Source organism: Pseudomonas sp. Sample_14 (assembly GCF_004307515.1).
Taxonomy (GTDB): Bacteria; Pseudomonadota; Gammaproteobacteria; order Pseudomonadales; family Pseudomonadaceae; genus Aquipseudomonas; species Aquipseudomonas atacamensis.
This window is the reverse complement of sequence record NZ_RCOC01000026.1, coordinates 13044-34224: the sequence shown is the minus strand read 5'-3', so window position 1 is coordinate 34224 and position 21181 is coordinate 13044. Positions and strand designations below refer to the sequence as shown.

Sequence of the window (21181 nt, the reverse complement as noted above, 5' to 3'; positions counted from 1 at the left end):
AAGGAACAATAAAAACAATATCTGCGGGAGATGAATCCAATGAGACTCGCTCAAGAGGAAGCCGTGGCCGTGGCGGCTACCGCGAAAAGCTGGCTGAAAGCTGCCGGCATCCTGCTTTGCCTGTCCACCCCGGTCGCCGCGCTCGCGGACATCAGGATCGGCGCGCTTTATCCCCTGAGTGGATCCCTGGCGTTACTGGGCGACGAGAGCTTCCGTGGCCTCGAACTGGCCGTCGCCGAACGAAATGCCTCGGGCGGTTTGAAGGGCGAGCCGATCAAGTTGCTCAAGGCCGACGCAGTCGATGCGGGACAAGCGGTCGGTGCCGCGCGCCGGCTCACCTCTGTTGAGAACGTCACTGCTGTATTTGGCAGCTATTCCTCGGCGCTGTCATTTGCGGCCACGCAGGTGACGGAGATGGCGGGGGTGCCGTTTTTCGAATTGGGTGCGGTGTCCGACCACATCACTGAGCGTGATCTGAGCTACGTGATGCGCAGCAACCCGACCGCCAGGAATTTCGCCGAAGGCACCATCACCGCCATCACGGACATTGTCAGCCCATCGCTCAAGGTCGATCCGAAACAATTGAAGGTCGCGATCATCCACGAGGATGCGCTGTACGGTACGACCATCGCCGGGTTTCAGAAAAAAATCGCTCAGGAGCAAGGTCTGAATGTGGTCGAGGTACTACCGTATTCGGCTAAAGCGGTCGATCTCTCATCGCTGATCCTGCGTTTGAAAGGCGCCCAGGCGGATGTGGTATTGCAGACCAGTTATCAGAACGACACGACGCTGTTTTTCCGCCAGATCCGCGAAGCCGGTTTCAGGCCCAAAGCCGTTATCGGCGCCGGCGGCGGCTATTCCATGCAGGACACGGTCAAGGTCGTCGGCGCAGCCAATATGGAAGGCGTGCTCGATGTCGATTTCCCACAGTTCCAGACCAATGAAAACGGCGCTCCCGGTATCGGTGCGTTCGCCAAGGCATACAAGGATCGCTACGGCAGCGAACCGCGCTCGGGCCACAGCCTGATCAACTATGTCGGGGCGAAGATATTCCTCGATGCCATGGAAAACAGTACTTCGCTGGACGCCGATGCGATCCGTGCCTCGGTGGCAACCATCGATATTCCTCTCGGCGGTACGGCTGCCGGCATCGGTGCCAGGTTTGGCAAGAACGGCCAGAACCAGCGCGCCAATACGGCAATCATGCAGTGGCAGAACGGACTGCTGAAAACCGTTTACCCCCAGGCAGCCGCCGTTGCCCAAGCGCGTTTTTCCGACCAACCCTGATACCTGAACCCCGCAATCTGCTGAAGCTTGATCATTGAGCTTCACGGGTTCGTTCGCTCGCAAAGAGGGCGCCAACCGTGGAAATTTTCATCCAGCTCCTGTTGAACGGCTTATTGCTCGGTGGCACGTTGGCCATCATCAGCATCGGCCTGACTCTGATTTTCGGCATCGTGCGAGTGGTCAACTTCGCCCATGGCGAGTTTCTGATGATCGGCCTGTATGCCGTGTACTTGCTGAATTCGCACTTCGGCATCCACCCGTATATGGCGATCATTCCTGCGACGATCCTGTTGTTTGCCGCTGGTGCGGCAATGCAGCGTTTCATCATTCAGCCGTTGCTTGGCGCTGAGGGACATATCCAGATTTTCGCCACCGTGGGCGTCTCGATTGCCCTGATGAACGGCGCGTTGCTGATCTTCGGTGCCGACGTCATGACTGTGAAGAACATCAGCGTCGGTACCACAACCGTCAGCTTTGGCGCCTTTCGCGTCAGCAGCGGTCAGTTGATCACTTTTGTCGCGTCGCTCGCACTGGTCGCGGGGCTGCACTGGTTTTTGCAGAACACCTTTCTCGGTCGGGCCGTCCGCGCTACTGCACAGCATCGCAACGCGGCGCAACTGATGGGCGTCAACGTCAAGAACATCTATGTGTTTGCCTTCGGCCTGGGTTGCGCCTGCCTGGGCGTCGCCTCGGGACTGATCGCTCCGCAATATCCGGTCTTTCCAACCGTTGGCACTTTCTTCGTGCTGACGGCGTTTGTGATTGTGGTGCTGGGCGGTCTGGGCAGCCTGTCCGGCGCACTGATCGGTTCAATGCTGATCGGCATCGTCGACAGTCTCGCCGGTTACTACATCGCGCCGGACCTCAAGGAGGTCGTCTATTTCACGATTTTCCTGGGCATCCTGGTGTTTCGTCCGACAGGTCTTTTCGGCGCCGGTCGCGGGTCTGAGTGAGGAAAATGGTCATGAATATTTTGCACCCGCGTGTCTATGTCAGTGCACTGGCCCTGGCGCTGTTACTGATCATTCCATTGAGCGTTGGCTCGCCGTTCGTTTATCACCTGTTCATCCTCATATGCAGTTATGCGGCACTGGCCAGTGCCTGGAACATCGTCGGCGGGTTTGCCGGCCAGCTGTCGTTGGGGCATGCCGTGTTCTATGGAGTGGGCGCTTACACGACGACGCTGTTGATGATGAAACTGGGCATCAGTCCATGGATCGGCATGTTCGCTGGCGCAATCCTGTCGTCAATTGTCGCGGTGCTGATCAGTTGGCCGTGCTTCAGGTTGCGCGGGCCGTTTTTTGCCTTGGCGACCATTGCGGTGCTGGAGGTCGTGCGTCTGGTGGCGATCAATCAGCATGACGTGACCGGTGGTGCGGCAGGGCTGGGCGTACCGCTGAAGCTCGGTTTCGAGTGGATGTTGTTCCGCCCGCGCTGGCCATACCTGCTGATTGCCTTCGCGTTTCTGCTCATCACATTGGCGGTGTCGTGGAAGATCAAGAATTCCCGACTGGGTTATTACCTGATCGCCGTGCGTGAGCGTGAAGACGCCGCCCATGCGGTGGGCGTGAACTCGGTCAAGGTCAAGCTGATCGCCGTGGTGTTGTCCGCATTTATCACCAGCCTGGTCGGCAGCTTTCACGCGATGTACCTGACCTTCATCGAACCCGGCTCGATGTTTTCTCTGGAGATGTCGATTCAGATCGCCATGTTCGCGTTGATTGGTGGACTGGGCACGGTATCGGGACCGCTGATCGGCACTTTGCTGGTGCTGCCGCTGGCTGAACTGGCACGCGGCTGGCTGGGCGATCTGGGCAGCGGTGTGCACGGTCTGGTCTATGGCATCGTGCTGGTCGCGGTGGTGCTGACTATTCCGCAAGGCGTGGTGGGGCGTTTTGGGGCCCGGATATTTGCCTGGATCGACTCATTGCCCGGCGGCCGTCGTTCGATGGCAAATACAGAAGCACCGATCGGGCCGACCTTGGCGCAAGCCCACTCGGCCACGCACGGTGAGCCGGTTCTGGTCGCAGAAAACCTGCACAAGTTCTTTGGCGGACTGCACGCTACCAACGATGTTTCGCTGAGCTTGGCCGAAGGCGAAATCGTGGGTGTGATCGGCCCGAACGGCGCCGGCAAAACTACGGTGTTCAACCAGCTCTCCGGATTTCTCCTGCCGTCCAAAGGCCAAGTGAAAGTGCGCCTGCTCAATGGCGACTGGGTCACCCCGAGCAGCCCGGCCGAGTTCGCCAGGGCAGGCATTGGCCGGACCTTTCAGATCGTCCAGCCATTCGCTGATTTGAGTGTCTGCGAAAACATCATGCTCGGTGCATTCATGCACACCGCCGACGCGAAGGAGGCGAGGGCGATCGCCGAGCAAGTCGCCGAGCTGACCGAACTCACCGCGCTGCTCGACACCCGGGCGCGCAACTTGACGGTCGGCGGCATGAAGCGCCTGGAAATGGCCCGCGCCCTGGCGACGCGCCCGCGCATCCTGCTGCTCGACGAGGTCATGGCCGGCCTCAACCCGACGGATGTTGCCAAGGCGATCGCAGTCATTCGCCGGGTGCGTGATTCGGGTGTCAGCGTGTTGATGATCGAGCACTTGATGCAAGCCACCATGAGCCTTTCTGACCGCATCGTCGTGATCAGTTCCGGCACGCTGCTGATGCAGGGCGCGCCTCATGATGTGATCAACGATCCTCAGGTGATCGAAGCCTACCTCGGCAAGGAGTACAGCCATGCTTAAACTCGACAACGTCCACAGCGGCTATGGCGGTACGGAGATTCTTCGTGGCGTGTCGTTCGAGGTCAATGCCGGTGAGGTGGTGACCATCGTCGGCGCCAACGGCGCCGGCAAAACCACGACCCTGCGCAGCTTGTGCGGCATCGTCACACCGTCCCAAGGCACGATCGAATTCGAAGGCCAGCGCATCGATGGCAATCGCCCCGATCAGATTGTCGACGCGGGCCTGACACTGATACCGGAGGGGCGCCAGTTGTTTCCCTTCATCAGCGTGCGCGACAACCTCTTGATGGGCGCTTACAAACGCAGTGCACGAGCGGGCTACAGGCAGCGTCTGGACAATATTCTCGATCTGTTTCCGAGGGTGCGCGAACGCCTTGATCAGAACGCCGGGACACTGTCGGGCGGCGAACAACAAATGGTTGCCATCGCCCGGGGCCTGATGGCCGAGCCGAAATTGTTGATGTTTGATGAGCCGTCGCTGGGCCTGTCGCCGCTGCTGGTATCGCAGGTCTTCGAGATCATCGACAGGATTCTCCAGTTGGGCACCACCGTGTTGATCGTCGAGCAGAACATCGTTCATACGCTGCGCATTGCTCATCGCGGTTACGTGCTGGAGAACGGCGAGGTGGTGCTCAGCGGCACCGGCCAGGAACTGCTGGAGAACCCGCACGTCAAGCGTGCTTATCTGGGGCTCTGACCCAGTCCATTCATCTGCAAGCGAGAGAAGGTCATGACTCATTCCAGACACGCCGGGCGCACCGTATTGGTCACCGGCGCCGGGGGCGGCATCGGTGCGGCGATCGCGCGGTTGTATTGCGAAGAAGGTGCAGCCGTGGCGCTGCTCGATGCTGATGCCGACAAGGTGCAACAGCAGGGCGTGGCGTTGCGTGATGCCGGTTTTGCGGTCGCGTGGGCGCAGGCTGATGTCGCGAGTTTTCAAGACTGCGCTGCTGCCTGCGAGCGCGTGCAAGGTGAGCTTGGCCCCATCGATACCCTGATCAACAACGCCGGCATTTCGCCCAAACACCACGGCGCACCCGCGCCGATCTGGACCATGGCGCCGGATGAGTGGCTGCGGGTGGTCGATATCAACCTCAATGGCTCCTTCAACCTGGTGCGAGTGCTCGCGCCCGGCATGGTCGAGCGCCGGTTCGGGCGCATCGTCAATATGTCTTCGGTGGCGGGCAGCGCGTTCTTGCCGATTGTCGCAGCGCACTACAGTGCGACTAAAGCCGCAATCATCGGCTTTACCCGCCACCTGGCCGGCGAACTCGGGCCGTTCGGTATCACCGCCAATGCGCTGGCACCGGGACGAATCGAAACGCCATTGCTCAAGACCGTATCAGCCCAGGCCAATCAAGCCGTGGTCGACGAGACACCGCTGCGCAGGCTGGGCACACCGCTTGAGGTGGCAAGGGCGGCGTGTTTTCTCACGTCGAGTGAAAGCGACTTCATTACCGGCCAGGTGGTTGATGTCGCGGGCGGCTGGTTGATGCGCTGATGACTTCTTGCGAGGACGTTTGTCATGGTTAAAACAATGGGATTTCCCGGACGCTACGAGCAGGGTCCGAATGCATTGCAACAATTGGGCAGAGTGCTGAACGACATGGGCCGATCACGGCCGCTGGTGCTTTGCGATGAGTTTGTCGCCCGGCATCTATGGCCGCAGGTTGGCGCCGCGTTGCAGGACCAGGGATTGGAACCGTTGCACATCGAGTTTCCCGGCGAGTGCACGCGCGCTGCCATTGCGCAGTTATCCGAGCAGGCATTGCTGCACGCCCCCGACACGATCATTGCGCTGGGCGGTGGCAAGACCATCGATACGGCGAAGGGGCTGGCGGCCAATCTCGACGTACCGATCATTGTCTGCCCCACGATCGCTTCAAGTGACGCGCCAACGAGTCGGCTGATCGTGCTTTATGACGAAGAGCACAAAGTGGTGGGCGTGGAGTTCCTGAAGATGAATCCCGCTGCGGTGATTGTCGATACAGAGGTCATCGTTCAGGCGCCGGCACGGTTCTTCGCGGCCGGGATCGGCGATGCCATCAGCAAGAAATTCGAAGCCCGACAGTGCTACGCCGCCGGCGGCCACAACTCTTTCGGCACACCGCCTCTGCACACGGCGTTGATGCTCACCAACCTGGTTTTCGACACGCTGATGCAGTGCGGCGTCCCGGCTTATCAGGCGGTGTGTCGTCATGAACTCACCGATGATGTCGAGCGGGTCATCGAAGGCACCGTGCTGATTAGCGGTGTCGGTTTCGAGAGCGGTGGTTTGTCACTGTCCCATGCCCTGGTTCGGGGGCTGACCGCGATACCGGCGATGGCGTCGATGCTGCACGGCGAACTGGTAGCGTTCGGCACGCTGGTGCAGATGGCGGTGGAGGCGCGACCGGTCGAAGAGATTGAACAGGTCGCGCGTCTGTTGCACGCGGTGAAGCTGCCTGTGACGTTGGCTGAGCTGGGTCAGCGCACGCCATTGACGACGGCGCAGATCACTGTCCTCGTGGACGCGACCTTATCGGCGGCATACGCCAGAAACATGCAACCGCCCTTGACCTACCAGCGCCTGGTGGAAGGATTGGCGGCGGCTGACAGCCTGGGTGCGCGGTTGATCAGAGGCTGCGCGAAGCCGCCCGCGATGCTGTGATCCTGCGTCACAACAGGTATGACCAAGTAGCTGTTTTCTCCCGTACAGCGACGCCATAACCTTTCCCTCAAGCGAAATCCTGGCGCAATCAAGTGCTGTGAGTTCGTCAAGAAAACCTAGAGGCCTGACTATGAATACTCCTGTTAAACCTGATGAGCTCGCCATTGCGTACCAGTTGCCGCAAGTTCCATTCATGACGCCCGACATGGTGCATCCGGGCGTCATGACGCAGTGGCTTGAAGACGATGCGCTGTGGGTGCCGGTAACGAAATCTGTCTCCTTCAAGCCATTGCTGCTCAACACCAGCGGCGGCTATTACATCAACCTGTTGCGGGTGCGTCAGGCCGGCGTGCTGTCGCGTCACCGCCATACCGGCGGCGTGCATGCGATCGTGCTCAAGGGTCGCTGGTACTACCTGGAGCATGACTGGGTCGCGGAGGAGGGGTCTTTTGCCTATGAGCCGCCCGGTGAAACGCATACCCTGTTCGTCCCCGAGGATGTGAGTGAAATGATCACCTGGTTCCACGTGCAGGGTGGCTACACTTACGTCGATCCGCAGGGCGTTGCCGTGGGTTACGAAGATGTGTTCACCAAGCTTGAAGCCGCCCGAGCGCATTACAAGACGCTGGGTTTGCCGGACGACTACATCGAACAGTTCATTCGCTGACCCGGACCCCAGGAAAAAGCGCGCTTCGGCGCGCTTTTTCATGAGCGTTGAGACAACATGCCTTCAAGCTTTTCGCCAGGACCGGCCATGGACAATTATTCGCAGCTACTCGCTTTTATTTGGTCTACCGAATGTGGAAGTTTTTCTGCTGCCGCGCGCGCCCATCACCTGACGCCATCAGCGGTCAGCAAACTGATCACCCGTCTGGAAGATCGCTTGCAGGTCCGGCTGTTCCAGCGCGGCTCGCGCGTGCTGACGCTGACCGAGGAGGGCGCCGCTTACCTGCGCAGCGCCAAAGCCGTCGTCGAAGCCATGAACGAGGCGGACTCGCTGGCCGAGGCGTTGCCCTCCAGGGTCAGTGGCACCCTGCGCATCCACACCATGACCTCTTTCGCCAAACACCAGATCGTGCCGTGGCTACCGGAATTTCTGGATTTGTATCCCTCACTGGACGTTGAGATTCAACTCGGTGCGCAATTTGTCGATCACTTCGAGCAAGGTCTGGATATCGCCATCCACAGCGGCGTATTGCCCAGCTCATCACGCATTGCCAGACGCATCGGCGAATGTGAATGGCTGATCTGTGCCTCGCCGCAGTACCTGGCTGAACACGGCACACCAACCACACCCGCAGATTTGCTGAATCATCGTTGCTTCAATTTCAGCTTCGTCAGCCCGTGGAACAAATGGTCATTTTTGCAGGATGGAGACGGCGTCTCGGTACCGGTGACCGCCAGCGCGTCTTTTACTCAAGGCGATCTGTTGCGCGACATGGCGCTGTCAGGCGCTGGCGTGGTGAAGCTTGCGGACTTTCATATCGGGCTTGATGTAAAAGCGGGAACGCTGGTGCCGTTGCTTGAGGATTTCAAAACGGGTGTGGTCGAGCCGATCTACCTGCTTTATTCGGATCGCAAGCATTTGAGTCCACGGATACGAGTGTTCATCGAGTTTTTTCAGAACAAGTGGCGTGAGCATCCGTGGAAAACTGAAAGCTGGCTGTAAAAGACTGGCGTCAGCGACGGACTACTCCGTCGCCAACAGCCTCTTCACCTCAGCCACAATCACCGCAATATCAAACGGCTTGGGCACTACCACATCAAACAGATCCGAACGCTGCATGCCGATGTGCGCTTGCGCGCCACTCATGAGAATGATCGGCAAGTGTTTGACGGACGGCTGGGCACGCACGGCTTCGGCGAATTCGAGGCCGTCCATGACTGGCATCATGAAGTCGGTAATAACCAGCGCCGGGCGTTCTCTTTCCAGCACCTCGAGCGCTTTCTTGCCGTTGCTCGCGGTCACGGTCATGAAGCCCTCATCCTCAAGCGCAAAGCCAAGAATGTCAGCAATCAGATACTCGTCGTCGACTACCAGAATGGTGGTCATGTTATTTCAACCCGCTTGAAGACTTACGAAATTGAACCAGGCAATGACTCAGCTGCGACTGAAGGTTCATTTTTCAAAGCCTTTTCCAGGAACACATCTTGATCGCGTACAACCACCTCGAACCGCGACGGGTTGTAGGAGCTATCGCGTACCTTAAGAATGGAAAGCGTCCTGCGAAGTTCAGCGTGATTCTCAAAGAAACGCATGAGGATCAGGTTGTCGACAATACTGGACAGGTCAGAGTTCGGTGCGCTGACCTCGGATCCGAACAAATCGCGCATTTCCCAAGAGGCAAAGACCGTCACGCCTCTGGACCGCAGCTCGTTCATCAATGCACTGAAAAAGTCGGTGATGCGTTCCGGTGTGGTTGACACCCGTGTCATGCCGCTCAGGCTATCGATGAACAGGCGCTTGATGCCTTTCTCATCGACCAGGCTCAGCAGGCGTGCGCCGAGGCCATCAAGCAAACCCTCCGTTGTTGGCTGCCAGGCAATGCTCAATGCGCCGCTGTGTTCCATGTGTTCAATATCGATGCCCAGCGAACGGCCTTTCAGGCGCAGGCGCTGCGGGCTTTCATAAAAACCGAAATGCAGTCCAGGCGCTTCGGCCGTAGATTGCGCGAGAAACTTCAGGCCCAGCGTGGTTTTGCCGATGCCGGAAGGACCCATGACCAGCGTCACGCTGGAGCTGTGCAAGCCGCCACCGAAGATCTCATCGAGCGACGCAATGCCGCTTGGAATGCGCGTCATGTCCGCGCTGTCAGGGGCGGAAGGGCGCTTGTAGAGACTTTCGAGGCGCGGGTAGACGACCAGGCCGTTATCGGTGATTTCACATTCGTGAAGACCGGTCAACGCGCCGCTGCCGCGAGTCTTGCGCAAATGAATGCGGCGCACCGAACGGGTACCGAACAGCTCTTCGCCCATTTCGATGACGCCGTCGACCATCGTATGCTCGGGGCTGCCGTCGTCCAGGCGCGAGCTGGTCAGGAACAGCACGGTGCAACCGGCAAATGCGGCATGGCCTTGCAGTTCAGAGATGAATTTTTTCGTGTCGATCGGCGAGTCGGCTTTGGAGCGTGCATTGAGCAGGCCGTCGACGACCATGACGGTCGCCTTCTGGCGGGTGATTTCGCGTCGCAGCAGCTTCACGACTTCATCGAGGCCTTCGTTTTCCAGCGTATCGAATGCGCTGACAAACTGAATTTCGGCGCCGACTCGCGATGCGTCGAAAAAACTCATGGTCGACAGGAACTGGAACAGGCGGTCGTGGGACTCGGCCAGCAACGTGGCGACCAGCACACGGCCGCCGTTGCGGGCATGGTGAAACCCTAGCTGGTTGGCAAGGATGGTCTTGCCGGAGCCCGGGCGCCCTTGAATGATGTATGAGGCGCCGGCGACAAAGCCCCCCTGAAGCAGCGCGTCGAGCCCTTCGATCCCGCTTTGAAGGCGTTTTAGCTTTTCCACAATGCGACCCTGATCTGAATAAACAGGCTTGTTCAGCCGAATGAGTGAAATGCTAACGCCATTTCCGGTTGAGGGCCATAAAGGCTGGGGAAAAGTAGCGTTTTTGCAATGTGAACCTGGCACGTGACTGCTCGGGATCAGGGGGTAGTGACAAGCCCGGCACAGGAAGATTCGATTTTTCGAAACCCGGAAGCCGATTACATCCATAGGCGCTGCTGCGGACCATGAGGGTAACGCTTGCCACTTTGCTTTCATGAAATCGTCACAAAACTGCTGCAGAGTTCGGGAGCCCGTAATCACTAGGTGTCATTTAATGAAAAGTTTGATGAAGTCTGCTGCGCTCGCCATTGCGGTATCTCTTTGTGCCACCTCGGCCTCCTTTGCAGCAGAAAATGTTCGCCTGACGGGGTCCGGAGCAAGTTTCCCGGCGCCGATCTATCTGACCTGGTTCAAGGATTTCAGCAAGAAATCCGATGGCGTCACTGTCGATTACCAATCCAAAGGCAGTGGCGCGGGCGTACAGGACTTCTTGAACAAAACCGTGGATTTCGCTGCCAGTGACTCGGCAATGAAAGACGAAGACATCGCCAAGGTCGCCGAAGGCGTGCAGTTGCTGCCAATGACCGCCGGGGAAATCGTGCTGGCCTATAACCTGCCGGGCAATCCCAAGGGGCTGAAGCTGTCACGCGACGTCTATTCCAACATTTTCCTGGGCAAGATCACGCGCTGGAACGATCCGCAGATCGTCGCAGCCAACCCGGACCTGAAACTCTCCGATACGCCGATCACCGTTGTCGTGCGTGCAGATTCCAGCGGTACGACCGCGGTATTCACCAAGCACCTGGCAACCGTCAACGCCGAGTTCAAGCAGGCGTTGGGTGAGGGCAACACCGTCAACTGGCCGGCCAGTGACAAGTTCATCAAGTCGCCGAAAAACGATGGCGTAACCGCTACCGTACGCCAGACCCCTGGTGCGATTGGTTACATCGAATATGGCTTCGCCAAGCTGGCCAAGGTCGACTTTGCCCAGTTGCAGAACAAGGCTGGCAATTACGTAGTACCAAATGCCGAAAGCGGTGCCGAGGCCCTGGCGGCGGTGAAGATGCCGGAAAACCTGGTGGCCTGGCTGCCTGATCCGGACGGTGCCAAGTCCTACCCGATCACCTCTTATACGTGGATGATTTTCCGCAAGGATAATGGCAACCCGGCCAAGGCCAAGGCCATGCGTGAAATGGTCGAATACAGCCTGACCGAGGGGCAGAAGATTGCCGATTCGATGGGTTACATCCCGTTGCCGCAATCGGTCGTCGAACAGGTTCGCAAAGCGTCCGCCAACATTCAGTAACGCCGTGAGGTCTCTCTCGGCGTGTACGTCTGCGCCACGCCGGGAGAGTTTTCCCCCTGTTCCGGACTTAGCCCATGAACAAACCTTTTGTCGTACCGGTTAATCCCGACTCTGCCTGCCAGCCACCCTCGACGAAGGATTTTCTGGTTGATCGCACCTTCCGCGCGCTCGCACGCATCGGTGTGGTACTGATTCTGGCGCTGGTATTTGCACTTGTGTTCGAAGTCGGACGCAAGGCACTTCCCGGTATGGAGAAGCACGGCTTCGATGTGCTTCTGGGCAGCGTGTGGGACGTCAACCAAGGCAAATACGGCATCCTGCCGGCCATCTGGGGCACGCTTTACAGCGCCTTCATCGCGTTGCTGATCGCCGGTGTTTTTGGCGTGAGCATGGCGATTTTCCTGACCCAGGATTTCCTGCCGACCAAGCTCGCTGCGCTGTTTCGGACCATCGTCGAACTGCTCGCGGCCATTCCCAGCGTGGTCTATGGCCTGTGGGGGATCTATGTGGTGATCCCGGCGATTCGGCCGCTGACGACCTGGTTGAACAGCGAGCTGGGCTGGATACCCTTTTTCGGTACGTCCCTGAGCGGTCCGGGCCTGCTGCCCGCAGCGCTGGTGCTCGCGATCATGATTCTGCCGACCATTGCCGCCGTGTCGCAGGACGCGCTGACGGCTGTGCCGATGAAAACCAAACAGGCCGCGTACGGCATGGGCACTACCCATTGGGAAGCGATTCTCAAAGTGATGGTGCCTTCGGCTGCCACCGGCATTTTCGGCTCGCTGGTGCTGGGCCTGGGGCGCGCGCTGGGTGAAACGATGGCGCTGGCCATGCTGGTCGGCAATGCCAACAACATTTCCCTCTCGCTGTTTGCACCGGCCAACACGCTTGCCGCTCTGCTGGCGCTGAACTTCCCCGAAGCCGGACCAAACGAGATCGAGGTGTTGATGTATGCCGCGCTCGTACTGATGTTGATTACGCTGATCGTCAACATTTTCGGCTCGATGATCATGATGTACGCCCAACGGGGTAACAAGTGATGACTGATCTGACCGCAGCAACAGACCTGACGGCGCCAACCGGTGCGATGCCCAGCTTGCAACGCAGGTTCGAAGGCCGCGCGCTGCGCAGCCTGATCCTGACCACCCTGGTCTGGGCAGGTGCTTTGCTGGCCAGCGTACCGCTGATTTCCGTGCTCTACATGCTGATCACCCGCGGTGGCGCGCGTCTGAACCTGGAAGTCTTCACCGAACTGCCGCCGACCGGCTTCGAGATGGGTGGCGGTTTCGGCAATGCGATGGCGGGTACCTTTGTGATGGTCGGTATCGCGGCAGCGATCGCGGTGCCGGTCGGAATCATGGCGGCCATTTTTCTGGCTGAACTGGGGCCGGACAGCAAGCTGGGGAACGCCGCGCGTTTTGCCGCCAAGATGCTTACGGGCCTGCCATCAATCCTGGCGGGGGTGTTTGCCTACGCTTTGGTAGTAATGACCACCGGCACGTATTCGGCACCGGCAGGTGGCGTGGCGCTTGCCGTCCTGATGCTGCCTATCGTGGTGCTGACCGCCGAAGAGTCGATGCGGATGGTGCCCAAGATCATGAAAGATGCTGCTTATGGCATGGGCTGCACGCGCTCGCAGGTCATCTGGAAAATCATCTTGCCGACCGGCATGCCGGCGATCCTGACTGGCGTGATGCTCGCCGTGGCGCGTGCCGCAGGCGAGACGGCCCCTTTGTTGTTTACCGCGCTGTTCAGCAACTACTGGATCTACCACCAGGGCAGTCTCGATGTCATGAATCCGACTGCCTCGCTGGCGGTGCTGATCTACAACTTCTCCGGCATGCCTTTCGATAACCAGCTCGAGCTCGCATGGGCGGCCTCGTTGGTGCTGGTGATGATCGTGCTGTTCGTGAACATCATCAGCCGGATCTTCGGCAAGCCCAAGTATTAAGAACGGGAGCATCTGATTTTGAACGTATCCACTGCGCAAATTGCCGCTCCGTTTGTCACCCAGGCGCCTGTAGTCATGGACTGCAAACTGGACAAGATTTTCTACGGCAACTTCATGGCAGTACGTGACAGCCACGTGCCCATCGAGAAAAACAAGATCACCGGATTCATCGGTCCCTCAGGCTGCGGCAAAAGTACCGTGCTGCGCAGCCTCAACCGGATGAACGATCTGGTGAAGGGCTTTCGTTTCGAGGGCCATGTGCATTTCCTCGGGCAGGATGTCTATGGCAAGGGCGTCGACCCGGTGGTCGTACGTCGCTACATCGGCATGGTGTTTCAACAGCCTAACCCGTTCTCGATGAGCATCTTCGACAACGTCGCGTTTGGTCTTCGCCTCAATCGCTACAAGGGCGATATCGGCGACCGGGTCAAGCATGCGCTGCAAGGCGCCGCGCTGTGGGACGAAGTCAAGGACAAGCTCAAGGTCAGCGGCCTGTCGCTCTCCGGTGGCCAGCAACAACGCCTGTGTATCGCCCGGGCAATCGCCACTGAGCCGGAAGTCCTGCTGCTGGATGAGCCTTGTTCGGCACTGGACCCGATCGCCACCCGACGCGTCGAAGAATTGATGGTCGAGTTGAAGAAGGACTACACCATCGCACTGGTGACCCACAACATGCAGCAAGCCATCCGTGTTGCTGACACCACGGCGTTTTTCTCGGTGGATATTTCCCAGGGCACACGCACCGGTTATCTGGTCGAGATGGGCCCGACCGCGCAGATCTTCGACAACCCGCGTGAACAGATGACCGGCGATTACATCAGCGGCAAGTTCAGCTAAGTCACGGCACCGGTCACGGCCGCCTACCTGCACAAGCCAAATGGATTTGGCGGGCATCGGTGGACATTTACCAAGCTTTTCCAAGGAGCTCCAATGCCTGCCACGCATCGCCTTGATTTGCCAGCGATTGAACGTGCACTGCGGGAAGTGCAGAGCCGTTTCGCCGAGCTCAGCCGGCACTTCACCGAGCCCCGAGACCCGTTGACTGATGAAGTGCTGCACAACGTGCTTGAAGGCTATGCGTTGGTTGACGAGTATGTTGCCCGCGGCGTCGACCTGTTCGATCTGCAGCAACTGAACCTGATGCTGGAGATCAATGCCACGGTGCTTTGTGGCCGGGATCCGGCGCGCCGGCTGGAATACGCCCAGCATCTGGCAGCCACCGAGGCGCACTTCTTCAACAACGTCGAGGGCGGCATCAAGGACTTGTACAACTGGTATTGCGCTTATCGCAGTGAGTCAGTCTGGAAGCGTGCAGCAGGTGTCTATGTGCGCATTCTGAGCAAGCCGCAGCTGTTTATCGAAGGCAACAACCGCAGTGGCTCGCTGATTGTCAGCTACTTGCTCATGCGGGCAGGGCTGCCTCCATTCGTGTTGACCCTGGAAAACGCCGAGGGCTATTTCAACCCCTCTTCGGTCATCCGCAACTCCGCCAAGCACGGCGTCAAGGCGTTGTACGAATTGCCCAAGATCAAGAAAAAATATGCAGCATTCCTGGAAGAACAGGCGCCCGATCCAATGAAGTTCTTTCTCAAAGGCAAGCCTTTGCCTCTCTCTCAAGGTGGCCATTGATGAAGTGGGCACCAGCATTTGCCAGATTGAGAACCTTCGGCGGCCGGGCAGGGCAGGCTATCCGCTGCGCTTTGCCGCAGTTGTTCGAACGTCAGCGCATACGGATTTCGTTCGATATCGATGACACGCTCGCCTGCCAGCTTCATCACTGCGCAGTCGAGAACAGTCGACTACCGGCCTGTATTCATCGTTGGCTGGGTGAACCGTTGCGAATGGGCACACGATCGCTGATCCGAGAGCTGCGTCGCCAGGATTGCAGTGTCTGGGTTTACACCTCATCCGGGCGCACGCCGTCCTATATCAGGCGCTGGTTGGCGCTGTACGGTATCCGCGTCGACGGCGTGGTCAACAGTGTGCTGCACAACCGTGCCCTGACGGCGCACGGAATGTCGAATGCGCCTTCCAAGTATCCGCCAGCGTTCGATATCGACTTGCATGTCGATGATTCGGAGGGCGTGCAGATTGAAGGCAAGGATCATGGCTTCCGGGTGGTCGTGGTGCATCCCGAGGATGATCGCTGGGCGCAGAAAGTGCTCGATTCGGTGGCCAAGGTCCAGGCGCAGCTCGCCTGGCAGCAAATGCTCAGACCTCAGGCGCCGGTGCAACAGCGTGCGGAGGCTGTCTTTGAGTCGCTTGGCTGAGCGAGTACGCATTGGCTATCTGGACAGCAGCGCCTCAGGTGTACGAGGCACTGCTGAGGAATGACTCAATAGATGCGCAAACGCTGCTGCGCAAAACATGTCTCGCAGAAACGACAAAGCCCTGAATAATCAGGGCTTTGTCGTACATAAGATGGCGGAGGCGATGGGATTCGAACTCATGGACCTGTTACAGTCGACGGTTTTCAAGACCGTTGCCTTAAACCACTCGGCCACACCTCCGTTTGCGTTGCGGGCGCCATAATACCTGAATGAAACACACTGTCAAACTCTCTGCATGGCTTGTTACAGAGCGTCTGTTATGATCTTTGCGACTGAACGTTTCAAACCAACAGGAGTGTCGCCATGCGCGAACAGGATTACGCAGTTAATAACAGCGTGCAGGCTGAGCAGCTAGAGGTTAGCCGCGTCCTGCGCAACACTTATGGTCTCTTGGCTCTGACCCTCGCATTCAGCGGCGTGATGGCCTTCGTAGCCCAGCAGATGCGTGTCGGCTACCCGAACATTTTCGTGGTGCTGATCGGCTTCTACGGGCTGTTCTTCCTCACCAACAAACTCCGTGATTCCGCGTGGGGCCTGGTGTCCGCCTTCGCGTTGACCGGTTTCATGGGTTTCCTGCTCGGCCCGATCCTCAACCGTTACCTGGGCATGCAGGGCGGCGCTGAAGTGGTCAGCTCGGCTTTCGCCATGACCGCACTGGTGTTCGGTGGTCTGTCGGCCTACGTGCTGATCACCCGCAAGGACATGAGCTTCCTCGGTGGTTTCATCACCGCCGGTTTCTTTGTCCTGCTGGGCGCTACGCTGGCGAGCTTCTTCTTCCAGATCAGCGGCCTGCAACTGGCGATCAGCGCCGGCTTCGTGCTGTTCTCGTCGGTGTGCATTCTGTTCCAGACCAGCGCGATCATCCACGGCGGCGAGCGCAACTACATCATGGCGACCATCAGCCTGTATGTATCGATCTACAACCTGTTCGTCAGCCTGCTGCAACTGTTCGGCATCATGAGCCGCGACGACTGATCATAATGGCTGCAATAAAAAACCCGCTTCGGCGGGTTTTTTATCGTCTGGAGAAAAGTGTCTGCTCAGTTGATGACGATGCTGCCGTCTACTTGCTGACGGTAGATCGTGTAGGGCAGGAGCAAGGTGTCGAGCGCGCCGGAGACCACGGCGTCCACCAGCACCACCGGAATGGCCGCGTTGCGGTGATCATCGGGATCGATGCCTGAGGCCAGCGGAGCGTTCAGCGTGCAGAAGTCATAAGCGAGGCCGCTGTAGATTCTCGGCACCGCGCCGCAATAACTTTTCTGCTGCTTGAGCCCGTCAATGGCAGCCTGGTCGTCGCGCGCCACCGTTTGAATCGTGCCACAACCGCCGAGCAGCAGGGCCGCGAGCAGTATTGCCTGAATTTTCATAGCGCCATTCCTTAGCCGCGAAAACCCCCAATCTACCCTGATCATTGGTAAAAGACACCTACGCCATCGGTGGCAGGCGTCGCTTGACCGGGGTCTTCTTGACGATCGCGGTGTTGGTTTCAGCCAACGTATTCAGTCGGTCGAGCAGGGTATCGAGCTGTTCCATCGAGCGCACGTGCAGGCGGGCGATGAAGCAGTCGTCACCGGTGACCTTGTCGCACTCGGTGAACTCCGGAATCGCCATGATCTGCCGCTCAACCTCCTGCAGTTGCCCTGGCAGCGGCCGTACGCGAACGATCGCCTGCAACTGATAGCCGAAGCATTTCGGATCGATCTCTACCGTGTAGCCCTTGAGCACGCCACGTTCTTCCAGCCGCCGCAACCGCTCGGCCACGCTGGGCGATGACAAGCCACTGATCTGCGCCAGCGCTTTGAGCGAGCGCCGCGAGTCTTCCATCAGCGCGCTGATGAGGATCTGATCGATATCGTCAGTCACAGGCAAACTCCGAATTAGGCAAAGGGCGCAAATCACCCTCGATAAAAAAGGCGAAAACCAAGTTTAGCCTGCTTTATGCGCTGGAGCAGCCCGAGGTGCGCTTGGCATACTTTCGCCATGCTTCGCTCACAGCCTCAGGAGAACAATAATGGACAACACAATTCGCCGCGGCTCGCTGGAAATGACCGCCGCCATGCTCATATCCGGGACGATCGGCTGGTTTGTGCTGGTGTCCGGGCAACCGGTGCTCGACGTGGTGTTCTGGCGCTGCGTGTTCGGCGCCGGTACGTTGCTGTTGGTCTGCGCCGCGTTCGGCTTCCTGCGCCCGGGAATGCTGACCCGCACAACGTTTCTGCTGGCGGTGCTCAGTGGCATGGCGATTGTCGGCAATTGGGTGCTGCTGTTCGCGTCCTATTCCCGCGCCTCGATTGCGATCGGCACCGCAGTCTATAACGTGCAGCCATTCATGCTGGTCGGTCTGGCGGCACTCTTTCTCGGCGAGAAAATTACCCTGCAGAAGCTGTTCTGGCTGGCGATTTCGTTCATGGGCATGCTGGCGATCGTCAGCGCCCATGGCACGCAAGGCGAGGGGGGTAACGATTACTTGATGGGAATTGCCCTGGCGTTGGGCGCGGCGTTTCTGTATGCGATCGCGGCACTGATCATCAAGCGCCTGACCGGCACGCCGCCACATCTGATCGCGCTGATTCAAGTCTGCACCGGCGTGTTGTTGCTCGCGCCGTTCGCGCATTTCGATGCGTTGCCGCAAGGCGTCGATGCCTGGGCGAGTCTGCTGACTCTCGGGATCGTGCACACCGGTCTGATGTACGTTTTGCTGTACGGAGCGATTCAAAAATTGCCAACGGCATTGACCGGCGCGCTGTCCTTTATCTATCCCATCGCGGCAATCTTTGTTGACTGGTTCGCCTTCGGCCATCGCCTCGAATTGCTGCAGTGGATAGGCGTCGCAGCGATCCTGCTGGCCGCCGCCGGCATGCAACAAGGTTGGGGCTGGAAAGCCCGGCGGCTGGCGGCGCAGTAAGGATCAGATGTTCCAGCGCGGTGCGGTCGCTGCCAGGCGCTGGCGCATCTCGCTGATATTGGCCGCCAGTTGGCGGGTCAGCATCCGATAGCCGTCGAGCGTATTGGCGACTGGCGCATCAAGGTCCGCTGCTGGCAGCTCCATCGGTCGCTCCAGCCGTTGCGAGGCTCCGGTTTTCAACGCGCGAGCCATGCCGATCAGCTGCACACGAATCTGCCGGTGCTCAGCCTTCAGTGCCGCTTGCAAATGGGCTGTGGCCTGCGGGTCGCTGGCATTGGGACGGATATTGCCGAGGATCTCCAGCGTGCTGATGCACATGCGCAGGTTGCGCTGAATCGCGTCGAGCTCGGTCATGGAAATCTTCACTTCCTTGGACACTGATGGCATCAGCGAGCGCAGCTGCACCATCACCGCACCCACCTTGCTCATCAGCCGCACGTGCTCGTCGGCGCTGACCGCTTCACCGTTGATGATGCGCCCGTACACCGTGGCGCAATCGCGCAAGGCATCGGCGAGGTTGTAACGCCACGAGTAGACCGCGTAGAGCGGCAGGGCGAAGGAAAACGCCAGGGCGAGGGCGATGCCGATCAGGATGTCGACGCCGCGCCACAGTCCATCGGTGATCGGGTTGTCGCCATGCCCGGCGACGATGAACACCGTGATCGCCGAGAGCAGAGCGGTGTAGCCGCCCTTGCCAATCGCGTGATACGAGAAAAAACCGCACACCACAGCCATGGAAAAGTAGGTCAGCCACGGCATGCCCAGCCAGGCGTGCTGCGCCACCAAGGCCAATCCGACCCCTGCACCGATCAGGGTGCCGATGGCGCGCTCGGCGGCTTTTTTGCCAATGTTGCCGTGATGCTGCAAACCGCCGATCACCACCAGCATGGTCACCGATGCCCATTCGCCGTGGGGCAGATTGATGCCAGTGGTCAGCAGAATCGTCGCCAACAATCCCAAGGCCACCCGCACGGAATGGATCAGGCGGGCGTGACGGTAGCGCCGATACGGGTCCAGCAACGGACGCAGGATACGGCGCAACAGCGGTGGCAGGCGGTGGGTGCTGTAAGTAGTCAGTGCGAACCTCGTACGTCAATCAAATCAATGGAAGGGGAAAATGTAATTCATCCAGGCGGACATGCGCAGCAGGATTTTGCGCATCGCGCCGATGTGATGAAAGTGCTGACTGTAAAGCGCCGCTTGCCCGTAGGCGCCGCCCGGCATGAGCGCGCTGTATTCGGCGAACGCCGGGTCAGTGATTTCAATGATCACCGGCACCCGTCCCGCCGGTGGCGAGCCGGTGTAGCTGATCAGCGTGCCGGAAGGTTGCACCTGGCCCTCGGCGATCACCCCGATCACGCTTTTCACTCGCCCCGCGAAGACTTTGCCGGGTATGCCATCGAAGGCGACTTCGGCCTCGTCGCCCACGGTCAGACGCAGCAGGCTGTTCTGACGCATCCAAGCGGCGAAGTACTGACCTTCCTGCGGAATAAACACCATTGACGGGCGCAGCGGCAGCTTGCTCGCCATCATCCCCGGTCGCAGCGAAACGTGGGTGACGAAGCCTTTGCTCGGCGCTCGAACCACGGTGTTGTCCAGTTCAAATTGAGCGTTGTCCAGTTGCGCCTGCAGATCGTCGGTGCGGGCAATGGCCGCGTCCAGTTCACGCTGGGTGCCGAAGTTGCGGCGAATCAGTTCGGTGATGCGGTAGCGGTCGCCCTTGGCTGCAACCAGTTGCGCCTTGAGCGATTTCAGGCGGTTCTGGAAAGGCGTCGGATCGATGCGAAACAGCACGTCGCCTTTTTCCAGGGGTTCGTTGCCCTTTACCGGCACGTCGATAACCTGGCCGCTGACGATCGGAATGACCGGCACCGAGACAAAGTAGGAGCGCGCCACCTCGGAATAGGGATGGTTGTAGTTCATGGTGAAAATCAGCGCGCCGATGATCAGCACGCCACCCAGGACAGCGGTGGGCACCGTCCATTTGTTCAGCGGAATGCGGAAGATCTTGAAGATGGCGACGCAGAGTGCGGCGTACGTGAGGATGAGCAACAGATCCATGCTCAGATCCCCCGGCTGTCAGAGTGAGGCGCAACCGGCGACTGCGCTTCGAGCCGCTCGATCCGAGCTTGCAGCTCGACGACCTGCTGCTCCAGTTGATTGACGTGATTCTGAATGGGTTTGCCATCGCCGAAACCCCAACCGCGATCCTCGCGATAGGCCATCGCCCAGATCCACAGAAACGGCCAGAGTGCATGCAAGGTGAACAGGCTGACCCAGCCCGTGGCATGGATTGCGTCCTGGTGCGGGTGGTTGCGATGAACGGCGATTTCGTACGGAATGTCATGCAGCACGATGATCCCGTAAAACAGCACGAGACCGACAAAAACCAACAGACCCAATGCGAAGTAATCGAGCATGGTCAGCCTCCCGGGCATCCAGCAATGC

23 protein-coding genes and 1 tRNA gene are annotated in these 21181 nt (G+C 59.0%); 16 read left to right on the top strand and 8 right to left on the bottom strand.

What is annotated here, in order from left to right; all coding sequences use genetic code 11:
- Nucleotides 1-39 precede the first annotated feature (39 nt).
- The 8 genes from D8U61_RS05755 to D8U61_RS05720 all read left to right on the top strand — a co-directional run bounded on the left by D8U61_RS05755 (nt 40) and on the right by D8U61_RS05720 (nt 8352).
- Entirely contained in the window at nt 40-1287 is a 1248-nt protein-coding gene (locus D8U61_RS05755) for an ABC transporter substrate-binding protein (RefSeq protein ID WP_016774568.1), read from the top strand.
- Between the two features lie 77 nt (nt 1288-1364).
- A complete protein-coding gene (locus D8U61_RS05750) occupies nt 1365-2240 on the top strand; it encodes a branched-chain amino acid ABC transporter permease (RefSeq protein ID WP_024012825.1) in 876 nt (291 codons plus the stop codon).
- Between the two features lie 11 nt (nt 2241-2251).
- Complete coding sequence (locus D8U61_RS05745) at nt 2252-4033, top strand: branched-chain amino acid ABC transporter ATP-binding protein/permease (protein WP_016774570.1); 1782 nt, start codon at nt 2252-2254, stop codon at nt 4031-4033.
- Complete coding sequence (locus tag D8U61_RS05740) at nt 4026-4730, top strand: ABC transporter ATP-binding protein (protein WP_016774571.1); 705 nt, start codon at nt 4026-4028, stop codon at nt 4728-4730. Before D8U61_RS05745 ends, D8U61_RS05740 begins: the two co-directional genes overlap by 8 nt.
- Before the next feature lie 33 nt (nt 4731-4763).
- On the top strand, nt 4764-5534 hold the full coding sequence (locus D8U61_RS05735) for an SDR family NAD(P)-dependent oxidoreductase (RefSeq protein WP_024012827.1): 771 nt from the start codon (nt 4764-4766) through the stop codon (nt 5532-5534).
- A gap of 24 nt (nt 5535-5558) precedes the next feature.
- Nucleotides 5559-6683, top strand: a complete 1125-nt coding sequence (locus D8U61_RS05730) for a glycerol dehydrogenase (RefSeq protein ID WP_130926554.1) — start codon at nt 5559-5561, stop codon at nt 6681-6683.
- Between the two features lie 130 nt (nt 6684-6813).
- Nucleotides 6814-7350, top strand: coding sequence for a 2,4'-dihydroxyacetophenone dioxygenase family protein (locus D8U61_RS05725; protein WP_024012829.1), 537 nt, complete (start codon nt 6814-6816; stop codon nt 7348-7350).
- An 87-nt stretch (nt 7351-7437) separates the two neighbouring features.
- Nucleotides 7438-8352: a LysR family transcriptional regulator gene (locus D8U61_RS05720; RefSeq protein ID WP_071172325.1), complete on the top strand. Its 915-nt coding sequence runs from the start codon at nt 7438-7440 to the stop codon at nt 8350-8352.
- A 21-nt stretch (nt 8353-8373) separates the two neighbouring features.
- Here the strand turns inward: D8U61_RS05720 and D8U61_RS05715 are convergent, their stop codons facing one another.
- Complete coding sequence (locus tag D8U61_RS05715) at nt 8374-8736, bottom strand: response regulator (protein WP_122746352.1); 363 nt, start codon at nt 8734-8736, stop codon at nt 8374-8376.
- A 23-nt stretch (nt 8737-8759) separates the two neighbouring features.
- Nucleotides 8760-10199 (bottom strand): ATPase domain-containing protein, encoded by a 1440-nt coding sequence (locus D8U61_RS05710; RefSeq protein WP_016774586.1) that lies wholly within the window; start codon nt 10197-10199, stop codon nt 8760-8762.
- Nucleotides 10200-10512: 313 nt separating this feature from the next.
- On the opposite strand from D8U61_RS05710, the gene pstS reads away from it, so the two are divergent.
- From pstS to D8U61_RS05680, 6 genes are all read left to right on the top strand, one after another.
- Nucleotides 10513-11544, top strand: coding sequence for a phosphate ABC transporter substrate-binding protein PstS (gene pstS / locus D8U61_RS05705; RefSeq protein WP_130926553.1), 1032 nt, complete (start codon nt 10513-10515; stop codon nt 11542-11544).
- Between the two features lie 74 nt (nt 11545-11618).
- Nucleotides 11619-12584 (top strand): phosphate ABC transporter permease subunit PstC, encoded by a 966-nt coding sequence (gene pstC / locus D8U61_RS05700; RefSeq protein ID WP_024012838.1) that lies wholly within the window; start codon nt 11619-11621, stop codon nt 12582-12584.
- The gene (gene pstA, locus D8U61_RS05695) at nt 12584-13495 is read left to right on the top strand and encodes a phosphate ABC transporter permease PstA (RefSeq protein ID WP_110646555.1); all 912 of its coding nucleotides are present in this window, start codon (nt 12584-12586) and stop codon (nt 13493-13495) included. Before pstC ends, pstA begins: the two co-directional genes overlap by 1 nt.
- A 75-nt stretch (nt 13496-13570) precedes the next feature.
- Nucleotides 13571-14332, top strand: a complete 762-nt coding sequence (pstB, locus tag D8U61_RS05690) for a phosphate ABC transporter ATP-binding protein PstB (protein ID WP_016774591.1) — start codon at nt 13571-13573, stop codon at nt 14330-14332.
- 93 nt (nt 14333-14425) lie between these two features.
- Nucleotides 14426-15124 carry a hypothetical protein gene (locus tag D8U61_RS05685; RefSeq protein WP_024012840.1) on the top strand — a complete coding sequence of 233 codons (699 nt, stop codon included), beginning with the start codon at nt 14426-14428 and terminating at the stop codon, nt 15122-15124.
- Nucleotides 15124-15765, top strand: coding sequence for a hypothetical protein (locus tag D8U61_RS05680; protein ID WP_223631389.1), 642 nt, complete (start codon nt 15124-15126; stop codon nt 15763-15765). The genes D8U61_RS05685 and D8U61_RS05680 overlap by 1 nt, the downstream gene beginning before the upstream one ends.
- A 152-nt stretch (nt 15766-15917) precedes the next feature.
- On the opposite strand, the gene D8U61_RS05675 is transcribed toward D8U61_RS05680, so the two are convergent.
- Nucleotides 15918-16005 (bottom strand) — tRNA-Ser (locus D8U61_RS05675).
- Nucleotides 16006-16128: 123 nt separating this feature from the next.
- Here D8U61_RS05675 and D8U61_RS05670 point away from each other — a divergent pair.
- Nucleotides 16129-16800 carry a Bax inhibitor-1/YccA family protein gene (locus tag D8U61_RS05670; RefSeq protein WP_008006561.1) on the top strand — a complete coding sequence of 224 codons (672 nt, stop codon included), beginning with the start codon at nt 16129-16131 and terminating at the stop codon, nt 16798-16800.
- 65 nt (nt 16801-16865) lie between these two features.
- On the opposite strand, the gene D8U61_RS05665 is transcribed toward D8U61_RS05670, so the two are convergent.
- Both D8U61_RS05665 and D8U61_RS05660 read right to left on the bottom strand, forming a co-directional pair.
- A complete protein-coding gene (locus D8U61_RS05665) occupies nt 16866-17195 on the bottom strand; it encodes a YceK/YidQ family lipoprotein (protein ID WP_024012842.1) in 330 nt (109 codons plus the stop codon).
- Between the two features lie 58 nt (nt 17196-17253).
- Nucleotides 17254-17691 (bottom strand): Lrp/AsnC family transcriptional regulator, encoded by a 438-nt coding sequence (locus D8U61_RS05660; RefSeq protein WP_024012843.1) that lies wholly within the window; start codon nt 17689-17691, stop codon nt 17254-17256.
- 148 nt (nt 17692-17839) lie between these two features.
- Between D8U61_RS05660 and D8U61_RS05655 the strand changes: the two genes are divergently transcribed.
- The gene (locus D8U61_RS05655; protein WP_130926552.1) at nt 17840-18733 is read left to right on the top strand and encodes a DMT family transporter; all 894 of its coding nucleotides are present in this window, start codon (nt 17840-17842) and stop codon (nt 18731-18733) included.
- A gap of 3 nt (nt 18734-18736) precedes the next feature.
- Here the strand turns inward: D8U61_RS05655 and D8U61_RS05650 are convergent, their stop codons facing one another.
- From D8U61_RS05650 to D8U61_RS05640, 3 genes are read right to left on the bottom strand one after another with little or no spacing between them, the layout of a single operon-like run.
- Complete coding sequence (locus D8U61_RS05650) at nt 18737-19777, bottom strand: FUSC family protein (protein WP_051600445.1); 1041 nt, start codon at nt 19775-19777, stop codon at nt 18737-18739.
- Between the two features lie 57 nt (nt 19778-19834).
- Nucleotides 19835-20794 (bottom strand): HlyD family secretion protein, encoded by a 960-nt coding sequence (locus D8U61_RS05645; protein WP_056785734.1) that lies wholly within the window; start codon nt 20792-20794, stop codon nt 19835-19837.
- Between the two features lie 2 nt (nt 20795-20796).
- On the bottom strand, nt 20797-21153 hold the full coding sequence (locus tag D8U61_RS05640; RefSeq protein WP_110599509.1) for a DUF3302 domain-containing protein: 357 nt from the start codon (nt 21151-21153) through the stop codon (nt 20797-20799).
- Nucleotides 21154-21181: the final 28 nt, after the last annotated feature.